The 20,461-nt window shown below is 41.4% G+C and carries 15 protein-coding genes; 9 read left to right on the top strand and 6 right to left on the bottom strand.

All coding sequences use genetic code 11. The features are described 5' to 3' along the window. Nucleotides 1-140 precede the first annotated feature (140 nt). Both BLR37_RS14420 and BLR37_RS14415 read right to left on the bottom strand, forming a co-directional pair. Complete coding sequence (locus BLR37_RS14420; RefSeq protein WP_244154669.1) at nucleotides 141-890, bottom strand: LytR/AlgR family response regulator transcription factor; 750 nt, start codon at nucleotides 888-890, stop codon at nucleotides 141-143. A 104-nt stretch (nucleotides 891-994) separates the two neighbouring features. After that, the gene (locus BLR37_RS14415) at nucleotides 995-2,602 is read right to left on the bottom strand and encodes a sensor histidine kinase (RefSeq protein ID WP_090770087.1); all 1,608 of its coding nucleotides are present in this window, start codon (nucleotides 2,600-2,602) and stop codon (nucleotides 995-997) included. Between the two features lie 1,243 nt (nucleotides 2,603-3,845). On the opposite strand from BLR37_RS14415, the gene BLR37_RS14410 reads away from it, so the two are divergent. The 5 genes from BLR37_RS14410 (at nucleotide 3,846) to BLR37_RS14390 (ending at nucleotide 12,140) form a co-directional block, all read left to right on the top strand. Continuing rightward, nucleotides 3,846-4,412, top strand: coding sequence for an RNA polymerase sigma-70 factor (locus BLR37_RS14410; protein WP_090769716.1), 567 nt, complete (start codon nucleotides 3,846-3,848; stop codon nucleotides 4,410-4,412). An 88-nt stretch (nucleotides 4,413-4,500) separates the two neighbouring features. Continuing rightward, the gene (locus BLR37_RS14405) at nucleotides 4,501-5,661 is read left to right on the top strand and encodes a FecR family protein (protein ID WP_090769714.1); all 1,161 of its coding nucleotides are present in this window, start codon (nucleotides 4,501-4,503) and stop codon (nucleotides 5,659-5,661) included. 207 nt (nucleotides 5,662-5,868) lie between these two features. Continuing rightward, entirely contained in the window at nucleotides 5,869-9,264 is a 3,396-nt protein-coding gene (locus BLR37_RS14400; RefSeq protein ID WP_167356613.1) for a TonB-dependent receptor, read from the top strand. A 10-nt stretch (nucleotides 9,265-9,274) separates the two neighbouring features. Next, nucleotides 9,275-11,056 carry a RagB/SusD family nutrient uptake outer membrane protein gene (locus tag BLR37_RS14395; RefSeq protein ID WP_090769710.1) on the top strand — a complete coding sequence of 594 codons (1,782 nt, stop codon included), beginning with the start codon at nucleotides 9,275-9,277 and terminating at the stop codon, nucleotides 11,054-11,056. A gap of 169 nt (nucleotides 11,057-11,225) precedes the next feature. Further along, the gene (locus BLR37_RS14390; protein ID WP_090770085.1) at nucleotides 11,226-12,140 is read left to right on the top strand and encodes a metallophosphoesterase family protein; all 915 of its coding nucleotides are present in this window, start codon (nucleotides 11,226-11,228) and stop codon (nucleotides 12,138-12,140) included. A gap of 281 nt (nucleotides 12,141-12,421) precedes the next feature. Here BLR37_RS14390 and BLR37_RS14385 read toward each other — a convergent pair whose 3' ends face one another. From BLR37_RS14385 to fucP, 3 genes are all read right to left on the bottom strand, one after another. Continuing rightward, nucleotides 12,422-13,204 carry an L-fucose dehydrogenase gene (locus tag BLR37_RS14385; protein WP_090769708.1) on the bottom strand — a complete coding sequence of 261 codons (783 nt, stop codon included), beginning with the start codon at nucleotides 13,202-13,204 and terminating at the stop codon, nucleotides 12,422-12,424. A 165-nt stretch (nucleotides 13,205-13,369) separates the two neighbouring features. Next, nucleotides 13,370-15,007, bottom strand: coding sequence for a UxaA family hydrolase (locus BLR37_RS14380; RefSeq protein WP_090769706.1), 1,638 nt, complete (start codon nucleotides 15,005-15,007; stop codon nucleotides 13,370-13,372). A 31-nt stretch (nucleotides 15,008-15,038) separates the two neighbouring features. Beyond that, entirely contained in the window at nucleotides 15,039-16,349 is a 1,311-nt protein-coding gene (gene fucP, locus BLR37_RS14375; protein WP_090769705.1) for an L-fucose:H+ symporter permease, read from the bottom strand. A gap of 360 nt (nucleotides 16,350-16,709) precedes the next feature. On the opposite strand from fucP, the gene BLR37_RS14370 reads away from it, so the two are divergent. Then, nucleotides 16,710-17,579 (top strand): AraC family transcriptional regulator, encoded by an 870-nt coding sequence (locus tag BLR37_RS14370; protein ID WP_090769704.1) that lies wholly within the window; start codon nucleotides 16,710-16,712, stop codon nucleotides 17,577-17,579. Between the two features lie 182 nt (nucleotides 17,580-17,761). Then, a complete protein-coding gene (locus tag BLR37_RS14365; RefSeq protein WP_090769703.1) occupies nucleotides 17,762-17,974 on the top strand; it encodes a hypothetical protein in 213 nt (70 codons plus the stop codon). A gap of 379 nt (nucleotides 17,975-18,353) precedes the next feature. Here BLR37_RS14365 and BLR37_RS14360 read toward each other — a convergent pair whose 3' ends face one another. Then, complete coding sequence (locus BLR37_RS14360; RefSeq protein WP_090769701.1) at nucleotides 18,354-19,313, bottom strand: GlxA family transcriptional regulator; 960 nt, start codon at nucleotides 19,311-19,313, stop codon at nucleotides 18,354-18,356. 135 nt (nucleotides 19,314-19,448) lie between these two features. Here BLR37_RS14360 and BLR37_RS14355 point away from each other — a divergent pair, with 135 nt between their 5' ends. Both BLR37_RS14355 and BLR37_RS14350 read left to right on the top strand, forming a co-directional pair. Continuing rightward, on the top strand, nucleotides 19,449-19,943 hold the full coding sequence (locus BLR37_RS14355) for a DinB family protein (RefSeq protein ID WP_090769699.1): 495 nt from the start codon (nucleotides 19,449-19,451) through the stop codon (nucleotides 19,941-19,943). A gap of 1 nt (nucleotide 19,944) precedes the next feature. Next, entirely contained in the window at nucleotides 19,945-20,460 is a 516-nt protein-coding gene (locus tag BLR37_RS14350) for a DinB family protein (RefSeq protein ID WP_090769697.1), read from the top strand. The last annotated feature ends 1 nt before the right edge of the window (nucleotide 20,461 follow it).

Here is a 20,461-nt window from a genome sequence, read left to right as displayed (position 1 = left end):
CGTGCTTTGCGGTTAAAAAAGTCGGAGGTCCGGGGTCGGAGGTCTGATGTCTGGGCGTTTAAGATATCGCTTGCTGCTCAGGTGTGCTTAGGTGTCTAAGGTGGTCGAGCAAGTTTGGAGTTCTTTGTGGTTAAAAAAAATTAAAGCTGCTGCAAAGCCTTTTTTACCGTCTCCTTATTCGGTTTAGAAATCGGGATTTTTTCTCCCGTGCTCAAAAGCAGGATGCCGCCATCTTCCTTTAACCAGCTTTTTACATATTTCGGGTTCACCAGATGACTTTGGTGTGTTCTTAAAAAGCCATTGGGGCGCAGCAAATCGGCATATTCTTTAAGCGATTTAGAAACCAGTATTTTTTCGCCGTCGGCAAGGAAGAAGTGGGTATAGGTATTATCGGCTTCGCAACGGATAATCTCGGTTAAGCCAATGTACCTGATTTCGTTTTGCATTTGCAGGGCAATTTTGCTCACACTCGCTTCGGGCTTTTTGAGTTGCTGCAGTAAAAAATCGAGCTGGGCAGTTGGTGTTTGCGCTACCAGTTTCCGCCCGGTTTTATTTACGGCTTCTTTCAGTTCTTCAATATCAACAGGTTTTAGCAGATAATCTAAGGCTGCAAATTTTACGGCTTGTATGCCATATTGGTCGTAGGCGGTAACAAAAATAACTTCGAAATTACGCATTGGGAGCAGTTTTAATACTTCAAAACCGGTTTGTTCGCCCATTTGAATATCCAGAAATACCAAATCGGGGGTATGTTTTTCAATGGCAGCAACGCCGTTACTTACGTCTTGAGCTGTGGCCGCTACCGTTACCTGCTGGCAATGTTTGTTAAGCAAAGCCTGCAGGTTTTCTAAGTTGGATATTTCGTCGTCTATTAAAACTGCTCTCATCATATTACAGCCAGTCGGTTAAGGTTAATTATTTTTAGCCACAGATAAACACTGATCAACACTGATTCTACAGGTGTCGAATGACTTAAATAAATATTAATTTATTGTTACAGCCAATCGGTTAAGGTTAGGCTTATTTTAGTGTCACCAGGGTTTGTTTGTACAGCCAAAGTAAAGCGATTTTCTTTATAAATATCATTTAACAGGGTTATTCTGTTGTTACTCAATTGAAGCCCTAAACCGCTACTCTTTTTTGCAGTGTCGAAGCCATTTCCATTATCAGTAACCGTTAATACCAGATCCTTTCCCTGCTGCATAAAGGCGATGCTAATTTTACCCTCGGCAGCCTTTTTAGATATACCATGTTTTACTGCATTTTCTACAAAAGGCTGTAGCAGCATGGCCGGTATTTCGGTAATGTCTAAATCGAGGTTTTCGGGGTGATTGATTTCATAATTAAAACCAAAACGCAATTGCTCCATTTGGAGGTAATCGTCCAGTAAAGTTTTTTCCTGTGCTAAACTGATCAATTCTCTGTCGTGTAGTACATTGCGGGTTAAGCGGGCAAATTTAGACAGGTATTTGTTGGCGTTATCGATCTCGTTTTTGTTCATTAAGTTTTGAATGCCCGAAAGCGCATTAAACATAAAATGTGGGTTTAACTGGGAGCGGATAGCGTTAAGCCGGAGCTTTGCGGTGTTTTTTTGCTGCTCATTTTCTGCCAGCTTTTTTTGGTTTCGTTTTTTAATGAAGTAGAGGATAACAAGAAAGGCGAATCCGATAGCAAGTGCTGCAAACAGTACATACATCCAAAGTTCCCTTTTGCTGTAGTTTTCCTGATCCAAAGTGATGGCGAGGGTATACCTGGCGGTGTATTTCTCCATTTCATTTGCCGGCATTTTAAACCGTGAAAAGGTGGAGGGCTGAATGATAATTTCATAATCGCCCGATTTTTTGAAAATACTTTTATCAACCTGCAGGTAAGGCGAAAACTCATTGGCTTCATCAATATAGCCGCCATACTGCCAGGCAGTTGATTCGTAGATTATTTTTTGGGTTTGCTTATCTTTTATGGTGGTGTAGTAGAGGTAATCGATGGCCGATCTGTCTTTCACAAGGGTTAGTTCATCGTCTTTTTCAGTTAAAGTAAGTTGGGTACTTTCTTTAGGGTCAGTTATCGGGCTGTAGTTAACTCCTTTGTCTGTTACCGTGCGCTTTAAAAATGCTTTAATTTTTGCTTTAGGAAGTGACTTACCATATAGCACGGCTTTTTCAATATCAAGCGGCTTTTCGGTGCTGTATACCAAAGTAGTAATTACTTTGCCCTTTACCGGAAAAGTACCCAGTGTTGCAGAACGGAATATTTCTTCGTCGCCACCTGCGTGGGTATCTTCCAGTTGAGCTTCGTTAATCGATTGATTTACAATCGTTGGTTTGTTATCGATGAGTATAGTATACCTGTAATTTTGTATATGGACTTTTTCCCTGAAATTAATCTGAATATTAACCTGGTTAACCTCAGGTAAGTAACTAAAGGAGGTATTGGGTTGATTGGGGAATACATTAGCGTAGTAGATGTTTTTAGCCGCACTATCTACATGCATCAGCAGTCTCCCACCGGCAGGGTAGGTGCGGGAAAAATTAATGCCTTTTTGCGCCTGTACGGTTGATAGCGCAATGAAGAAGCAGAGTAAAGTAAAAAGTATTTTTTTCATGGTGTTAAGTTTAATATGCATCAAACTTGCCGCAATAATAGCAAAACTAAAACCATAAAACAGTAAAGGCAGGGGGCGAAATAGCAGGGGTAGGGATTGATGCAGTATTTGGATGGATGCACTTCGCTATTAATGCGTGCGGCATTAGAGAATGAATTAATGAAAGTCCTTCGACAGGCTCAGGATGACAGTCAAAAGAGGATTCTCTACACATGCTGCCAGCATTTTTTCCAGCGGCATAGGAGATGATGGCAGGAGAAAACGTTAAAGCTTCTGCACAAACGTTCAAATACTACTGCCCAAGGCAGCGTGTTCTTCCCGACCCTTCGGCGGGACTTGCGCTGCCGCTATAAAAGCTTTGGCGATTTTATCCAACATCAGATCCAAGCCTTTCAGTTATGCCATTTTTGTTGTTGTTTTCATCGGCTGGCATGCTTTCGCTGCGCTCAAGTTTGTTTCTTTTCTATCAAGAGAAAAGAAAGAGCGGTTCGGTGGCTAACCGAGGCAAGATTGAGCGGTGGGAAAGCAACCAGCGTTCGCATTAAGATTAGCTTCGCTGAGCACTTCGTGGTTCCCGCCTGCGCGGGAATGACGATCCCCTCTAGCCGTCACCCTGAATTTCCGCCCGGCTGGTCGGATGGGTGTTTCAGGGGCTCTTATTTACCAACGTAAACAAAAAAGCGTTGCTTCGCTGCGCTCAGCATGACAAAGAGATTATTGAAAGGCGTTACGAAGCATTAGCAAATGAGAGATGCTGATCCCGATGTATCGGGAGGCTCAGGGTGACAACCTTTAAACGCCATACTTCTGCACCCTGCCCTCCGGCATAGGAGATGATGGCAGGAGAAAACGTTAAAGCTTCTGTACAAACGTTCAAATACTACTGCCCAAGGCAGCGTGTTCTTCCCGACCCTTCGGCGGGACTTGCGCTGCCGCTATAAAAGCTTTGACGATTTTATCCAACATCGGATCCAAGCCTTGATCTTTTGTTTCTTTTCTATCAAGAGAAAAGAAAGAGCGGTTCGGTGGCTAACCGAGGCAAGATTGAGCGATGGGAAAGCAATTAGCAAAAGCATTACGATCCCTTCTAGCCTTCGGCCCTGTCCCGGTTTACCACTTATCCTGCTCAAAGTACTTTAGTATTTGTATACAAAAATATTTTTATACTTAACAAATTGTTAATACGCAGAGAATTGTATATTTAACATCAGAATAGTTTTTTTGCAAGAAATTTAGGACGGTAATGGGTGATTATAATCTGAATACTGATGATGAGCTTTTACTACTCCTGAAGGAGCGTAACCACCGTGCTTATGCAGAAATTTACCAGCGCTACTGGGCTATACTATTCCGCTATGCACGTAAGGTCCTTCAAAACGACGAAGAAGCAAGAGATGTGGTGCAGGATGTATTTGTAATGCTGTGGTCGAAATCTGAAGCACTCGAAATTCACACTTCCTTATCGTGTTTTTTATATGCTGCCGTGCGTAACAGTATCCTTAAACTGTTTCAACGCGGAAAAGTAAAAAACAACTACTTAAATTCGCTCGAGAAGTTTATCGAAGCCGGCAACAATACCACCGACCACCTGGTGCGCAACCGCGAACTGGCCAAACGGATTGAGCTCGAAGTGGCGCAGTTGCCTGCAAAAATGCGCGAGATTTTTGAGTTGAGCCGCAACGCACATTTATCACACCGTGAAATTGCGCTACGGATGGAAATTTCTGATAAAACGGTTAAAAAACAAATGAACAATGCGCTGAAAATCCTGCGCTTAAAACTGGGTAGTTTGTTCGTTTTCCTCTTCTGATTTTTCAATTTTAATTTTTTTTTATTTTTTTCTACGCCCAACACCCGGGCAAATGTTCATAACCATACATCAACCGATACTGTAAGTTATGAACCATAAACGAGCTGAAGCATTACTGGAAAAATACCTGGCCGGGAATTGTACACCCGAAGAAGCGGCTATTGTAGAGTCGTGGTACCTGAAGGTAACCGAAAACCAGGAGGCATTACCTTCCGAGCCGGATTATGCTTCGCTTGGGCATTCGATGTGGGCAAGCATACAGGAACGTAACCAGCAGCCCAAAAAAGTAAAAATGCCATGGGGTTGGGCAGCTGCAGCAGTCATTTTGCTGGCATTGGGTTTTGGGTTTTATCAATATCTGCATACCCCTAAATCCGGAGTTCAAAATACCGGATCATTGGTGCAAAATGATATCAAACCCGGCGGCAATAAGGCCTTCCTTACTTTAGCCAACGGCACCAGAATTGTGCTCGATGATGTGCAGAATGGTAAAATAGCCGATCAGGAGGGGGTAAGTATTACCAAAACTGCTAAAGGTGAGCTGGTATACACCGCTAAAAATACCACTGCCCAATTACTTGGCGGAAAACCACAGTTTAATACCATCGAAACGCCAAAGGGTGGCCAATACCAGATTAACCTGCCCGATGGTACCAAAGTCTGGCTCAATGCAGGCTCGTCATTAAAATACCCGACAGCATTTGCCAATACCGGTCGCGAGATACAGCTTACCGGCGAAGCCTATTTCGAAGTAGCTAAAAAAACTGACCATGGACAAAGGGTTCCGTTTAATGTAAAAACCGAAACCCAGTTGGTAGAAGTTTTGGGTACCCATTTCAATATCAACAGCTACGATAATGAAGACAATACCAAAACTACACTTGTAGAGGGATCGGTTAGGGTTACACCTGCAGGCGGAACCGGAAATCTGGCCAAAGTTTTAAAGCCTGGCGAACAGTCGGTGCTAAAAGGCACTTCGGTTAAGGTAAACGCGGTAGATACCGAAGAGGCCGTAGCTTGGAAGGAAGGCCTTTTTATGTTCGATGATGAAGATCTGGAAAGTATTATGCGCAAAGTATCGCGCTGGTACAATGTAGAGATAATATTTAAAGATAAAAGTTTGTTAACCAAAGGTTTTAGCGGTACCGTTTCCAGGTTTGGAAATGTATCGCAGGTGCTGAGCAAAATAGAAGAAACAGGATCTGTTCATTTTAAAATTGAAGAAAGGAGGATTGTAGTAATGAAATAAACCTTAAAACTGCAATCCAAAAAAAAAGTCAGCAATGCTACCAACATTACTGACCCTGAGCCGGCCTAAACCGGCGAATGTTTGGATCAGTTCAATATAAACTATGCGATAGAATAATAGAAACCAAAATCAAACAAACAAATGTATATAAATTCTGCTAATAATTTTTGCAGGCATAGCTCCTGCATGACCAAATTTTTGCGCGTGATGAAACTCTTTATAGTTTTAATGGTAACTGCCCTACCTCAGGCAAGTGCCGCAACAAGCAATGCCCAAAGCCTTTCTTTAGTCAATAAACGCATTACCATTAAGCAGGTTTTCAAAGAAATCAGAAAACAAACCGGCTATAATGTATTGTGGGAAGCCGATAAACTGCAAAGCAGCGAAATCATCAATGCCGTTTTTAAAAATGCCCCTTTAGATGAGGTAATGAAAAAATGCCTGGCTGGTAAACCATTAACCTATACCATTGATGAAAAAACAGTGATTATCAAAGCCACCGAAATTTCGGTATTTGAAAAACTGTTAAACCTGTTTAAAAACATCGAGGTGAGCGGTAAAGTGGTTGATGAGAAGGGTGGAGCCATGCCCAATACTTCGATTCTGATTAAGGGAACCAAAATTTTTCATAAGACCGATGAGAACGGAAATTTTAAATTTACCATAGCCGGAGAGAGTGCTGTGCTAGTGGTATCGTACCTGGGCTATAAAACCCAGGAGGTACCGGTAAATAAAAGCGGAAGTTTAACCATTTCGCTGCAACCTGATCTGGCCGATCTGGAAGATGTAGTGGTAGTGGGTTACGGTACGCAGAAACGCGCCAACTTAACCGGTGCGGTTGATGCCATAGGCGCCAAACAGTTAGAAAACAGGCCAATTGCCAATGTTGGACAAGGCTTGCAGGGCTTAATCCCAAACTTAAACATTTCTATTGCCAACGGCAGGCCCAATACGGCACCCGAATTTAACATCAGGGGCTTTACCTCCATTAACGGCGGTACACCTTTAATATTGGTAGATAATGTGCCTTTCAGCAGTTCAGATTTATTAACCCTTAATCCGGCCGATATCGAAAGTGTATCGGTATTAAAAGACGCGGCCTCATCAGCCATTTATGGCGCCAGGGCACCGTTTGGGGTTGTTTTAATTGTTACCCGTACAGCAAAAAGCAGTAAATTAAACGTAGGTGTAAATGCTTATACCGCCTACCGTACAGTGGGTAAACTGCCGGAAGTAGTTACCGATCCTTATCAGGTATTGAAAGCTAAAAACGAAGCTGCTTTTCCTTTATATAACCCGGCCTATAGCGCTGCACTGGTAGAAGCAGCCAGGTTACGTTCCTTAGATCCTTCGCTACCAGAGGTAATTCTCGATCCGACCGACCCGAATAAATGGTTCTACATCGGATCGACAGATTGGCTTAGAGAAGCTTATAATCAATCGGCACCAACCTACAATGTGGGCGTAACCGTAGCTAAAAAAGCCGATCAGGTAAGCTATTACCTTTCTGCCAATTATTACAAACAGAAGGGCATGATCAAGAACGCCGATGAGAACAACAATATTTATAACTTACGTGGAAAGGTAGATTTGAATGTAACCAAATGGCTTACCCTTTCTAACAACACCATGTTAACCTCTACCTATTACGAGGCGCCTACTTTTATAGATGGGAACTATTTCTGGAATATCAACCGGACCAATGTAACCGATATTCCGCGCAACCCCGATGGTTCGTGGACATCAGCCGGTGCTTCTTTATTGGGTGCGGTACAGGAAGGTGGACGCAAAACCTTAAGCTCGAATACGGTGCAAACTACTTTTTCTTTCGATGCTTCGCTGGTTAAAGATATCTGGAGTTTAAAAGGAGATGCAACTTTAAGGCGCGTAAATAACTTAAATAAATCATACGAAATTCCGGTACCCTATAAAACCGGACCTAATTTATCTCCTCCTTTATCTACTTCTACTTCAGCAAGCGATCAGCATGCCAATACCAAATACAATATTATTAACTTATATACCGAAGCACACAAAAAGTTAGGTAATCATTTTGTATCGGGTTTGGTAGGCTACAATCAGGAGGAATTGCGCTTCAATAGCTTTACCGCCTCGCGCAAACTGTTAATTTCCAATAGCCTGCCTTCTATCAATCTGGCTACCGGCGATCAAACTGTAACGGAAAGTATTTCTGAATGGGCCGTACAAGGACTTTTTTACCGTGTAAACTATAATTTCAAAGAACGTTACCTGTTAGAGTTAAACGGCCGTTACGATGGTTCATCACGCTTTGCGCCAGGTAGAAGATGGGTTTTTGTGCCTTCCGGATCAGCTGGTTGGGTATTGTCTGATGAAAAGTTTTTTGCTCCTGTGAAAGAATTTTTATCGATGAATACGTTTAAAATCAGAGGCTCTTACGGAGTATTGGGCAACCAGGCTGCGGCAGGTGAGTACGATTACCTGTCGAAACTAAGCAGTGGTAAAACCTCACAGATTTTGGGCGGTGCACAGCCAACCTATGTGAGTCCACCGGCAGCTATCTCGAGTACCTTTACCTGGGAAAAAGTATCGTCTGTAAACCTGGGTATCGACGCGGCTTTCTTTAAAAACCGATTGGAAGTAAATTTTGACCGTTACACCCGTTTCACCAAAAACATGCTGGTACCGGGTAAGCCTTTGCCGGGAGTTTTCGGTACAGCATCGCCAACTAACAATGCCGCCGATTTAAAAACCAAAGGCTGGGAGTTAAAGCTGGGCTGGAAAGATCAGGCTACTTTAGGTGGTTCGCCGTTTAGTTACAATGTTGTACTGGCATTAAGCGATAGCAGAACCTACATTACCCGTTTCGATAATCCAAATAAGCTGTTGAGCAACTATTACGAGGGTATGGAATTAGGCGAAATTTGGGGACTGGAAGCAGAAGGCTTTTTTCAGAATGCTGATGAATTGAAAAACCATGCCAACCAAACTGCAGTAGGAACTGATGACCAACGTTACCAGTATTTTGTGGGCGACATTAAATTTAAAGACCGCAACAACGATGGTAAAATCGATTTTGGAAACAAAACAGTAGACAATTCGGGCGATTATTATAAACTGGGCAACAACCGGAACCGGCTTCCTTACAGTATCGATTTATCGGGTGCCTGGAAAGGATTCGATTTACGTGTGTATATTCAGGGCGTAGCCAAAAGAGACTGGTATGCCAGTGGCAGTAACATTTATTTCTGGGGAATTTACGCACAACCCTGGACCAACGTTACGGTACAAAACTTAGATCACTGGAGCCCTGAAACCCCGAATGCTTATTTCCCGAGGATAAAAGCCTATGCTGCCGAAGATACTGGTGAGGAGTTGGGTATTCCGAACACCAGATACCTGCAGGATGCTTCGTACATGCGCGTTAAAAACATCACCCTGGGGTATACCTTACCTAAAAGTTTGTTAAAACGTGCTAAGATCGAAAATGTACACTTTTATGTAAGTGGCGAAAATTTATTCGAACACTCCAACCTGAAAGTGAAACTAGATCCTGAAGGTTTGGATGGCAATATCTATCCATTTCAACGTACTTTCTCATTTGGTATGAACTTTAATTTCTAATCCTAAACAAATGAAAACAAAACATTACATCAACATACTCGTGATTATCCTTACTCTTGGCTTGATGGCCGGATGTAAGAAGGATTTTTTAGACCGGATTCCGGAAACCACCATTACCCCGAACGAGTTTTTTAAAACTACAGCCGATTTAGAAACCTATACCAATGGCTTTTATGGCATGTTTGGCGCCGGTACCAACGATCTTTTTTCCGATAATATCTCGGTTTATCTGGGCGGACACGAATTGGATAATATGATCAGGGGCAAAATCACGCCTGCAAACGTGAGCGGCTGGAATTGGGGCAACCTGCGCACCATCAATTACATGCTTAATAACCTGAAAAATGTAACAGGTGATGCAGCTACCATTAAACACTTTGTGGGTATTGCCCGGTTTTATCGTGGGATATTTTATTACAACATGATCCGCAGATATGGCGATGTACCTTATTACAATACCGTTTTAGGTACCAATGATGAAGCACTGCTTTACAAAGCCAAAGATCCGCGTACACTGGTAGCCGATTCGGTACTGGCCGATCTGGAATATGCTGCAGCAAACGTACTGCCAACCGGAACCAATACCCGCGTAACTAAATGGGCGGCTTTAACTGTATTATCGCGCTTTTGCCTGTACGAAGGTACTTTCAGGAAATACCACGACGAGTTGGGCCTGCAAAGTTCGGCCACTAGCTTTTTGCAAAGGGCGGCGTCTGCATCTAAATCGGTAATGACCGATGGTGGTTTCAGTATTTACAACACGGGAAAAAAAGGAGAAGATTACCAGAAACTGTTTACAAGCGAAGATTTAAGTGGCAATAAGGAAATGATCTTTTACGATGATTATAACCGGGCTTTAAACCGCTCGAACGATACACACTATGTGTTCGATTGGCAATGGTCGTTAAGCAAAAGTTTAATCGATACCTATTTAATGACCGACGGAACCGCTTTTACCTCAACCACAGATTGGGATAAGAAACCTTATGCCGAGATATTTAAAAACCGCGATGCACGGATGGCTGTAACGGTGGCGCCTCCCGGCTTTTCAACTACTTTGGGCGGAGCAGCCAATAAAACAAGGCCAACTTTTGGCGGTTATCCTCAAATTAAATTTTACGCCATCGATCCAACCAGCAAGTCATATACCGAATTTACCGATTTGCCGATATTACGTTATGCCGAAGTATTGTTAAATAATGCCGAAGCAAATGCTGAACTGGGGACTTTAAGCCAGGCAGATTTAGACCAGACCATTAATGTATTGCGTAATCGTGCAGGTGTGGCCCCGTTGAACATGGTTACCGCAAATGCCAGTCCTGATAATGTTTTGGCAGCTATGTATCCTGCAGTTAACGGCATTAACAAAGGTGTACTTTTAGAAATCCGTCGAGAGCGTAATGTAGAGCTGGCTTGCGAAGGTTTCAGATTTGCCGATTTGTTGCGCTGGAAAGCTGGCAAATTGTTAGAAAAACCTACGCAAGGTATGTATGTGGCTAAACTGGGTGCTTATGATGTTACCGGAGATGGGGTAGAAGACGTAGCTATTTTACAAGCCGCAGGACAGGAGGCACCACTGGATGGCTTGCCAGCTGATGTTAAAGCTAAACTGGTAAAATATTATCTGAGCGATAACAGTTTTTACCTGAGTAATGGTACTTCGGGCTTCGTTATGTTCCCCGAAAACCAAACCAGCCCAAGATCGTTTATCGAACCGAAGTATTATTACTTCCCGATCCCGATGCAACAGATTTTGTTAAATCCACAACTTAAACAACCAACTGGTTGGTAATAACCTATTAAGAATCGTCATTGCGAGGTACTGCCTGCCCCGTTTTTCGGGGAAGCAATCTTACAACGATTGCTGGTGTCATACGCTTTAAGATTGCCTGCCTGCAGCAGGCAGGCTTCCATGGCTGAAAAGCCATCTCGCAATGACGATTTTTTTAACACAAATGAACATGAAAAGAAGAAGTTTATTAAAAGCACTGCCTTTGGCTACTGCTGCATTAGCCCTTGGCGATTTAAAAGCAGTTGCTTCAACTGCACCTGCCGAAAAAGATAAAAAAAAGAAACTGGTTTTAACCGTCGCCCATATTACCGATGTGCACATTCGTGAGGGCGATAATGCACCAGCCAGGTTTGAGAAATGCCTGCAAAAAATTAAGGATTTAAAAGTCGATTTTTTTCTCAATGGTGGAGATAGCATCCATGCTGCCGATTATAACGATATTACTCGTGAAAGAGTAGTAGAGCAATGGGCGATTTGGGATAAATGCATTAAACAGCTTGATGGCTACGAATTGCACAGCTGTATTGGCAACCACGATATCTGGTGGGCAGCCCCTTCAAAAGAAGATGAAATGTACGGTAAAGATTATGTGGTAAAAAGGCTTAAAATACCTAACCGCTATTATAGTTTCAGTAAAAATGGCTGGCACTTTATCATTTTAGATGGAAATAATAAAAATACCGCTTTAGATGCCGAGCAATACAAGTGGCTGGAGGCCGAATTGGAAAAACTGCCTGCAAATACGCCGGTACTGCTCATGTCGCATTACCCCATCCTTACCGTTACCGGTACCTGGGAAGGTGGCCAGCATGGCGATCATAAAGAATTGAAACAGCTTTTTTATAAGCATAAAGATAAGGTGAAGGTTTGTCTCAGTGGTCACCAGCATCTGTTGGATAGGGCCTGGTACAATGGGGTAGAATATTATTGCAATGGCGCGATGAGTGGTTTTTGGTGGGGTAAAGGCGATAAACGTTCTGCTCAGCCTTATTATTACCAGGAAACACCTCCCGGTTATGCCATTTTAAAGCTGTATAGTGATGGTACGCTCGAAAACAAATATATAGTAGAAACAGAAAGTTAAGCTACTGTTGATAAAGTGCCGCCGAAAGGTGGCACTTTGTTTTTTATACTTTAAGTAATCCTTATAGTAGATCGTCATTGCGAGAAGGCTTTTTCAGCCGACGAAGCAATCTTTATAGTAAAAGACCCCTGCATGAAAGATTGCTTCGTCGTTCCTCCTCGCAATGACGAATTTCTTTTGGGATCCGTTATTGATGACGAATCCGGGATGACCTCCCCAAACAAAAAAGGATTACCCATTATCCAGGTAATCCTTTTCAATATCTCATTCCATCTATTCTTTTACAACAGCGCCCGGTCTAAATGCACATAGCCACCATCAACATGGATCAGCTGACCGGTGGTATGGCTCGATTTATCTGACAGTAAAAACACAGCTGTATTGGCAATCTCCTCAACAGTGGTCATCCGGTTCTCGAAAGGAATTTTATCGGTAATGCTTTTCAGTTTTTCTTCCGGCTGATCGAAAGAGCTGATCCATTTTTGATAGAGTGGAGTCCAGGCTTCGGCCACAATAATGGCGTTAACGCGGATACCGTAAGGCAATAGTTCTACTGCCCACTCGCGGGTTAGTGCATTACGTGCGCCATTAGCTGCAGCATAACCCGATGTACCTCCCTGACCCGTTTCGGCCGTTTTACTGCCAATGTTTAAAATCGACCCTTTGTTCTTTTTAAGTTCGGGCAAAACGTGCTGTGCCAGTAAATAATAATGTACTACGTTTTTGTGCAGCGATTCCATAAAGCCTTCGTAGGTGCCGCTTTCAAGACCTACACCATCATTAACCCCGGCATTGTTAACCAAGCCATCAATACGGTTGTATTTGGCTAATATGGCATCGATAATGCTTTTGCAACTTTCGGGCGAAGTAAGTTCGGTGGTAAAATAGTCGCCACTCAAGCCAAGGTCTTTAACTTCCTGTAACATGTTCTGGTTATCGCCTTCGTTACGACCAATGATGATTGGAAAGGCGTTTTCGATTGCCAAAGCTTTAACAATTGCTGCGCCAATACCTTTTGCACCACCACTTACCAGAATTATTTTTCCTTTTAAATTTAAATCCATTTCCGGAATATTTTTATTTTTTTAATTTAACCACAGGGGATGGAATGTAAGTTTATAACTGAGGTATAAATGCATTAAGATTCCCGCCTGCGCGGGAATGACGATTTTGCTATGGAAAGCTAAGCTTCCTGATCATCCATCTTACCTCATTCCATCTTCCATTATTTACAAGCTAACACCTCTTTTCCATGGAATAAAATCATCCTGGTTAAGCTGTACAGCTTTAGGTATTTCAAGCCCACTGGCTACTTTAATGCAATATTCTAAAATATCTTCGCCCATTTCGTTAATGGTTTTTTCGCCACTAATAACGGGGCCGGTATCAATGTCGATAATATCGCTCATGCGCTTAGCCAAAACAGCATTGGTAGCCACTTTAATGGTTGGGCAAACCGGATTACCCGTAGGGGTGCCCAATCCTGTAGTAAATAAAATCAGTGTGGCACCTGCAGCAGCCTTGCCTGTGGTGGCTTCTACATCGTTACCAGGGGTACAAACCAAACTTAAGCCTGCTTTGGTTGCCGGTTCGGTATAATCGAGCACATCTACCACCGGCGAAGCACCTGCTTTACGGGCAGCACCAGCCGATTTAATAGCATCGGTAATCAAGCCATCTTTAATATTGCCAGGCGAAGGGTTCATGTAAAAACCCGATCCTACTTTATGTGCCAGGTCATCGTATTCTGTCATTAAGCGGATAAACTTCTCGGCAGTAGGGCGGTCTACCGATCTGTCGATCATTTCCTGCTCTACACCACACAATTCAGGGAACTCGGCCAGCAATACTTTAGCACCAAGTGCCACCAGTAAATCGGCACAATAACCCACCGCCGGGTTAGCCGAAATGCCACTGAAACCATCGCTGCCTCCACATTTTACGCCCACACACAATTTGCTTAAAGGTGCGGCTTCGCGCTCATGTTTATTGATAAACATCAAGCCCTCAAAGGTATTTCTGATGGCATCCTGAATCAGCTGCTCTTCACTTTGTGTTTTCTGTTGTTCAAAAATCAGTAAAGGTTTATCAAAATTTGGGTCGAGTGCCAGCAAATCACGTTTAAAATCGGCCACCTGTAAATGCTGACAACCCAAACTTAAAACCGTAATGCCGGCAACATTGGGGTGATTGGCATAAGCTGCCAATAATTTGCTTAAAGTATCCGAATCCTGTCTGGTACCGCCACAGCCACCATTGTGGGTAAGGAATTTAATGCCATCAACATTTTTAAAGGTACGGGTAGTGCGATCGGCTTTAGGCTCAAAGCTGATGTTGTGGATATTCTCGCCATTTTCGAAAGCCTGAACCAGCTTATGGGTGTACGATTTGTATTTATCGCCCACGGCATAACCCAGTTCGCTGTATAACGATTCGCGGATGATATCTAAATTGCGGTTTTCGCAAAATACCGTCGGGATAAACAACCAGTAGTTTGCGGTACCCACTGTACCGTTTTTGCGGTGATAACCATAAAACTTGCGGTCAGCATATTTTTGTACATCAGGCGCTTCCCATTTGTAATCTACATCGCGGTAAGCAAAAGGTTCGGCAGCATGTTTTGTGTTTTCTACATTCATGCGCATGCCAGCCTTAACATCGAACTGAACTTTGCCAACCAAAACACCATACATCATAACTTCATCACCTGCATGCATATCCTGCATAAAAAACTTATGTTTTGCCGGAATTTCTTCCTGCGTAACATAGGTGTTCCCTTCATGTGCTATTGTAGTACCTTCAGGTAAATCCTGCAAGGCAACTAACACGTTATCGGCATGGTTAATTTTGATGACTAATTTTTTCATCTATAAATTGTGTTTATTATTTTTTATCTGATTAAGCTGCTAAAGTCACCTCTTTTTCAATGTGATTGGGTTTCCATCCTTTCCAACCGAAATAGAATACCACTAAAAAGCAAACAAATGGTACAATGTAGCCATATTGGATATTGTGCGTGGCATCTGAAATTAATCCGAGTACCGGAGGCAGAAATGCGCCACCAACAATCGACATTACAATAAGTGAAGAACCCAGTTTGGTATCTTTACCTAAGCCGGCAATACCCAATGAGAAGATGGTTGGAAACATAATCGACATGAAGAAAGCAACCCCAATTAAGGCGTAAACGGTAATCATACCCGTTGCAAAAATAGAAACAAGGGTTAATACAGCGCTGATTAAGGCATAAAGCATTAGCAGTTTATGTGGAGCCACAAATTTCATGAAAAAAGTGCCGGCAAACCTGCCCAGCATAAACGCAAGGCCTGCTGCACCTGAATACCATGCGGCTTGCTCCTGGGTGAGCCCGGCAGATGAGGTGATGAAACTGATAAACAAGCTTAACACACAAACCTGGGCACCTACGTAAAAGAACTGCCCGATAACGGCCCAACGTAAATGGCTATGACCTAATACATGGCCAAATGTGCTTTTTTCATCAACATGTTCTTCTTCTTTAATATCAGGTAGCTTGGTGAAAATAAAGAGAATAGCTACCACAATAATGAGGATGCCTAAAATTAAATAGGGAGCCTTTACAGTCGATGCTTCCTGTAATACATAAGCTTGTTTGGCTGCAGGTAGCATTTTAGCCAGCTGCTCATCGGTATAAGTCGATTCGGTAAAAATCAGCTTACCACCTACAATAGGGGCTAAAAAAGCTGCTAAACCATTAAACGATTGCGAGAAATTTAAACGCTGTGTAGCCGTTTCAGGAGGGCCCAATACCGTTACATAAGGGTTTGCGGCAGTTTCTAAAAAGGTTAATCCGCAGGCAATAATAAAAAGCGCCCCCAGGAAAAAGACATACTTGGCTGTATTTGCCGCCGGGATAAATAATAAGCAACCAATGGCGAATAAAATCAGCCCCAAAATGATACCACTTTTATAGCCGTATTTGCGCATAATGTAACCGGCTGGTAATGCCAACAAGAAATAAGCAATAAAAACCGACGAATCGACCAGTGTAGATTCAAAAACGCTAAGTTGGAAAGCTTTGCGCAGGTGCGGAATTAATACCGGATCGAGATTGTGCACAAAGCCCCAGAAAAAGAAGAGGCTGGTAACTAAAATTAGCGGGAAAAGATATCCTTTGCCGCTCTTTGCCGCATCGGATGTGGTGAAATTCGTTGATGTACTGTGGCTCATATTGGGTTTTTATATTGGTTATCTGGTTTGAACTGAAATAAAGATAGTTAAACTTCTTGCTCAGTGCGTGCTAAAATGCGTTCCATGAAACAAGTTTGATAACTGGAAAATGGATAGCTATGCCTGTTTTTTCCAGTTGCAATAAGGTAGCAAAGGCTACTTTGGGGTACAGCTGGTCGGTATAGCAAGGAATTCATAAATCCCACCTTCATAGGTATGTTTGTTGAGTTGAAACTTTACAAATTAAGTCCTTAAGCGCTAATAAAAATTTAACTTTATCATCCAATTATTAAATGATATTGGCTAAAATTTATACATTGCGAAATATTACTGCATATTAGATTGATTTTTTAAGATTCTATGAAACCGCATTTACTTAATGTGTCTACTAATTCAGTAGATTCTTTTAGTGCCCGAAGGGATATTATGCCAGATGTAAACAACCTGTGGCATTATCATTCTGCCTTAGAGTTAATTTATATCAAAAAAGGACGGGGAACACAATTTATTGGCGACAGCATTAAAAATTTTAATGATGGAGATGTTGTTTTACTGGGGAGTAATCTGCCACATTACTGGCGCTTTGATCCGGAGTTTTTCGAAACTACAGATGGAGAGCCGGTTGATGTATATGCTGTACATTTTAAAGAGGAATTTTTAGGGAAAGATTTTCTAAACTTACCCGAGAACCAGGAAATAAAACGAATTTTTGCCCAGGCAAAGCAGGGGATTAAACTGGAAGGCGCAGCTAAAGATAAAATTGCTGCTTTAATGCCCCAGATCATCGAGTCAACCGGTACCATGAGGATTATCAGGTTATTGGAAGTGCTAACAGTAATTGCCAATTGCAGCGAAAAGAACATATTGGTTTCACTTGGTTTTAAACCAAACTTCTTAGAAAACGAAAAAGACCGGATCCAATCTATTTATAATTATACCATTAGTAATTACAAAAAGAAAATAGAGCTGAAAGAAATTGCAGCTGTAGCTAAAATTAGCCCGAATTCTTTTTGTAAATTCTTTAAAACCAAAAGCAGGAAAACCTATACCCAGTTCCTTAACGAAATCAGGGTGGGGCAGGCTTGTAAGTTATTAATCGAAAATGATTTAACCGTGAAGGAGATTTGTTACGATTGTGGTTTTTACAACTTTACGAGTTTTCACAAGTATTTCAGAGAGATAACCGGGAAATCGCCACTAAAATACCAGCAGGCTTTTTCCAAACAGTAAATTTTTAAAAAAAATAAATTTTATTTAGAGTTGACACATAAATGTGTTTTACTTGTAATTACACGAAGTTAAACGACAGGAATTAAGATTTCAGGTTTTTTAGCATTAAATCATTTTAATCCTAAACTTATTTTTGATTTCTTGGTTTATAGATTAATTTTGTGCTTCTAACTGAATATTTTATGAGTAATAATTCTAATCCGAAACCGATTAAAAAGGATAATAGGATAGATAATGATCATCATAATCTTGATGAGCCTTATATCCCAGGTTCAAAACACAAATTTGAAGGATGGCCCATTTTGTGGATTTTGATTGCTATATTTTTAATTGCAGCAGTTTTATGGTATACAGGAGCTACCCCTTACTTAATTAAGTGGATAGCAAATAAATAAATATTTATTGATAACCATGAAGGCAGAATGTTTGCAATTAAATACCTGATCTATTTAAGGTATTAATGAGAGGTTAATTTGACGACTAAAAGTAAAGGAATTGATTAAAATTTTTCATCATCGCTGGGAATCTGTTCAGCGGAGAAATAGCAATAAAACATTAATCCAAAGGAAATAATATAAAATGCGGCCGTAATTAAAAGGAATGTGCTCATATCAATTGTTGTTTGGTTATTGTAATAATAATATTAAGTTATCTTAAATTCTGCAGCATTTCGCATTTGTTTGAAAATAATTATCAACAAAATTGATGGTTGTGTTGAAAACTATTTTATTAGTCTGTTTTTGGAGGAGATCTTTTCTACCAGAACATGTATATTTACCTGGCCTGAAACTTTTCCCGGTATTGCCTAGGCGTCATACCAACCGATTTTCTAAATACCTTTCTAAAAGCCTTAGGATCGTTATAGCCTGAGTTATAAATTACCTCGGTCATTTGTTGTGCCGTTTGCTCAAGCAATTTTTTTGCTGCTTCTATACGTGTTTGTTGCAGGTATTCGATAGGGGTAATGCCAATTACCTGTTTAAAGCGGCGCACAATATTCCTCCTGCTCGATGGAATATCTTTGATCATTTCCTCGATTGTGGCTACGTCCTGGTAATTGTTTTCTATTTTTTCTTGTGCAGAGGCTACAATATCGTCGTTATGGTGGCGTATGGGTTGGAAAGTGCTAAAATACAATTGGTTTACCCTGTCCATATCTATGGCGAAAATTTTGGCAACTTTAATGGCCATTTCTTTTCCGCAATGGATTTGTAACAAGTGCAGCAACAGGTGGAAGGTAGAGGTTGCCCCGCCACTGGTAAACAGTTTGCCATCTTGCGTTACCGTTTTATCGGCTTTTAAATGCACCAGTGGAAACGCAGTGGCGAATGCTGCACAGGCATCGATATGTGTAGTGGCGGCCCTGCCATTGAGTAGGCCCGAGGCACCAAGTAAAAAAGCTCCGGTACAAAAAGTGGCAATTTCGGCTCCTGCATGGTGTTGCTCATTTAACCAGGGTAGGAAATGTTTGTTTGCTGCAATACTGGCTGACATGTCATTGGTAGAAAAAGATGGAATTAAAATCAGATCCAGTATTGGTGTATCATGTATTGAAGTTGATGGATGCTCGCTAAAGTTGTAATTTTTGTCATCAAGTGCAATTAAACTAATGGCAAAAGGTGTTTGGAGATTATCATTTCTATAAAAGCCATTTACAGTATCAAATACATCTAAAATGGCGGCTATACTCAGTAATCTGAAGTTTTTGGGCATTAATACACCAACTTGTATCATTTGGTTAAATTTAGGTTCTGGGTACAAGATATAAAAAAATGTCTGAAATGCCCCTCAATATTGACTTTTACGGCAAGGGTAGGTGCTTAAATAAAGCCCTAACTTTATGTTCATAATCAACCTAATCACAATAACATGAAAACAAAACCAATTAGCAACAGAATGTATGGCTTGATGGTGCTGTACGAAATGCAAACCGATTTTTTATTAAGGGCTTTAGAGGGGATTGATGAAAAAGATGCCCAAAAAAGATTAGATACCAAAGCCAATCACCTGGCGTGGATAACCGGCAGTGTGGTAGACGGCCGTTATTTTCTGGCGAAATCGTTTGGAATTGAAATGAAATCTGCCACAGGCGAGCTTTTTGCCGATCACAAAGGGATTGTAGATGATGCTGTTTACCCATCTCTAGCCGATTTTAAAGCCGATTGGGCAAAAATTTCGCCTTTATTGCAGGATGCACTTACCCAGGCTACAGATGAAAAGCTCGATGAAAAACTGGAAATGCCGGGTATGGAAATGACGCTTTATGAAATGATTAGTTTTAATACCTACCGCGAAGCCAATTGCATCGGACAAATTGCTTTATGGCGAAGGTTGTTAAATTATCCGGGAATGAACTACATGTAATATGGAAAAGGTATTTAAAGAAGCAGAAGGAACTTTATCTGCATTGGAAAATCTGTTTTCAAATTTTAGTGCAAAACAAGTTAATGAGGTACCTTTTGCGGGTAGCTGGACGGCTGGCCAGCTGGCCAATCACCTGATTATGGCCAATGGTGGTTTTGTTGAAGTAATTAACGGGCCAACTACCGAGACCAGTAAGCCTGCCGATATTATGGTAGAAAGTATAAAAAACGATTTTTTGAATTTCAATATTAAATTTGATTCACCAGAGTTTATTTATCCTGAAAATAGAGATTACAATCAGGAAGAACTACTGATAAAATTAAAGCAAATCCGCAACAATGTTGCGGAGGTAATTACTAAACTCGATCTTACTAAAACCTGTACCGCATTTGAGTTGCCGGTTTATGGTTTTTTAACCCGTTTAGAAGCTATTTATTTTATCATTTACCATACCCAGCGACACACGCAGCAGTTAAAAAATATTTATAGTAGATTAGATACTGCCGATTTTAACTAAA

It is taken from the genome of Pedobacter soli (genome assembly GCF_900101435.1).
Classification (GTDB): Bacteria; Bacteroidota; Bacteroidia; order Sphingobacteriales; family Sphingobacteriaceae; genus Pedobacter; species Pedobacter soli.
Note: the sequence above shows the minus strand (reverse complement) of the source record. Positions and strands in the feature narration are given on the sequence as shown.

What these genes read in the sequence shown, in the direction of transcription:
- BLR37_RS14385 (WP_090769708.1), bottom strand. Translation starts at nt 13,204, where the DNA reads ATGGATTTAAATTTAAAAGGAAAAATAATTCTGGTAAGTGGTGGTGCA.
- BLR37_RS14415 (WP_090770087.1), bottom strand. Translation starts at nt 2,602, where the DNA reads ATGAAAAAAATACTTTTTACTTTACTCTGCTTCTTCATTGCGCTATCA.
- BLR37_RS14420 (WP_244154669.1), bottom strand. Translation starts at nt 890, where the DNA reads ATGATGAGAGCAGTTTTAATAGACGACGAAATATCCAACTTAGAAAAC.
- BLR37_RS14410 (WP_090769716.1), top strand. Translation starts at nt 3,846, where the DNA reads ATGGGTGATTATAATCTGAATACTGATGATGAGCTTTTACTACTCCTG.
- BLR37_RS14405 (WP_090769714.1), top strand. Translation starts at nt 4,501, where the DNA reads ATGAACCATAAACGAGCTGAAGCATTACTGGAAAAATACCTGGCCGGG.
- BLR37_RS14400 (WP_167356613.1), top strand. Translation starts at nt 5,869, where the DNA reads ATGAAACTCTTTATAGTTTTAATGGTAACTGCCCTACCTCAGGCAAGT.
- BLR37_RS14390 (WP_090770085.1), top strand. Translation starts at nt 11,226, where the DNA reads ATGAAAAGAAGAAGTTTATTAAAAGCACTGCCTTTGGCTACTGCTGCA.
- BLR37_RS14355 (WP_090769699.1), top strand. Translation starts at nt 19,449, where the DNA reads ATGAAAACAAAACCAATTAGCAACAGAATGTATGGCTTGATGGTGCTG.
- BLR37_RS14360 (WP_090769701.1), bottom strand. Translation starts at nt 19,313, where the DNA reads ATGATACAAGTTGGTGTATTAATGCCCAAAAACTTCAGATTACTGAGT.
- BLR37_RS14365 (WP_090769703.1), top strand. Translation starts at nt 17,762, where the DNA reads ATGAGTAATAATTCTAATCCGAAACCGATTAAAAAGGATAATAGGATA.
- BLR37_RS14350 (WP_090769697.1), top strand. Translation starts at nt 19,945, where the DNA reads ATGGAAAAGGTATTTAAAGAAGCAGAAGGAACTTTATCTGCATTGGAA.
- BLR37_RS14370 (WP_090769704.1), top strand. Translation starts at nt 16,710, where the DNA reads ATGAAACCGCATTTACTTAATGTGTCTACTAATTCAGTAGATTCTTTT.
- BLR37_RS14380 (WP_090769706.1), bottom strand. Translation starts at nt 15,007, where the DNA reads ATGAAAAAATTAGTCATCAAAATTAACCATGCCGATAACGTGTTAGTT.
- BLR37_RS14395 (WP_090769710.1), top strand. Translation starts at nt 9,275, where the DNA reads ATGAAAACAAAACATTACATCAACATACTCGTGATTATCCTTACTCTT.
- fucP (WP_090769705.1), bottom strand. Translation starts at nt 16,349, where the DNA reads ATGAGCCACAGTACATCAACGAATTTCACCACATCCGATGCGGCAAAG.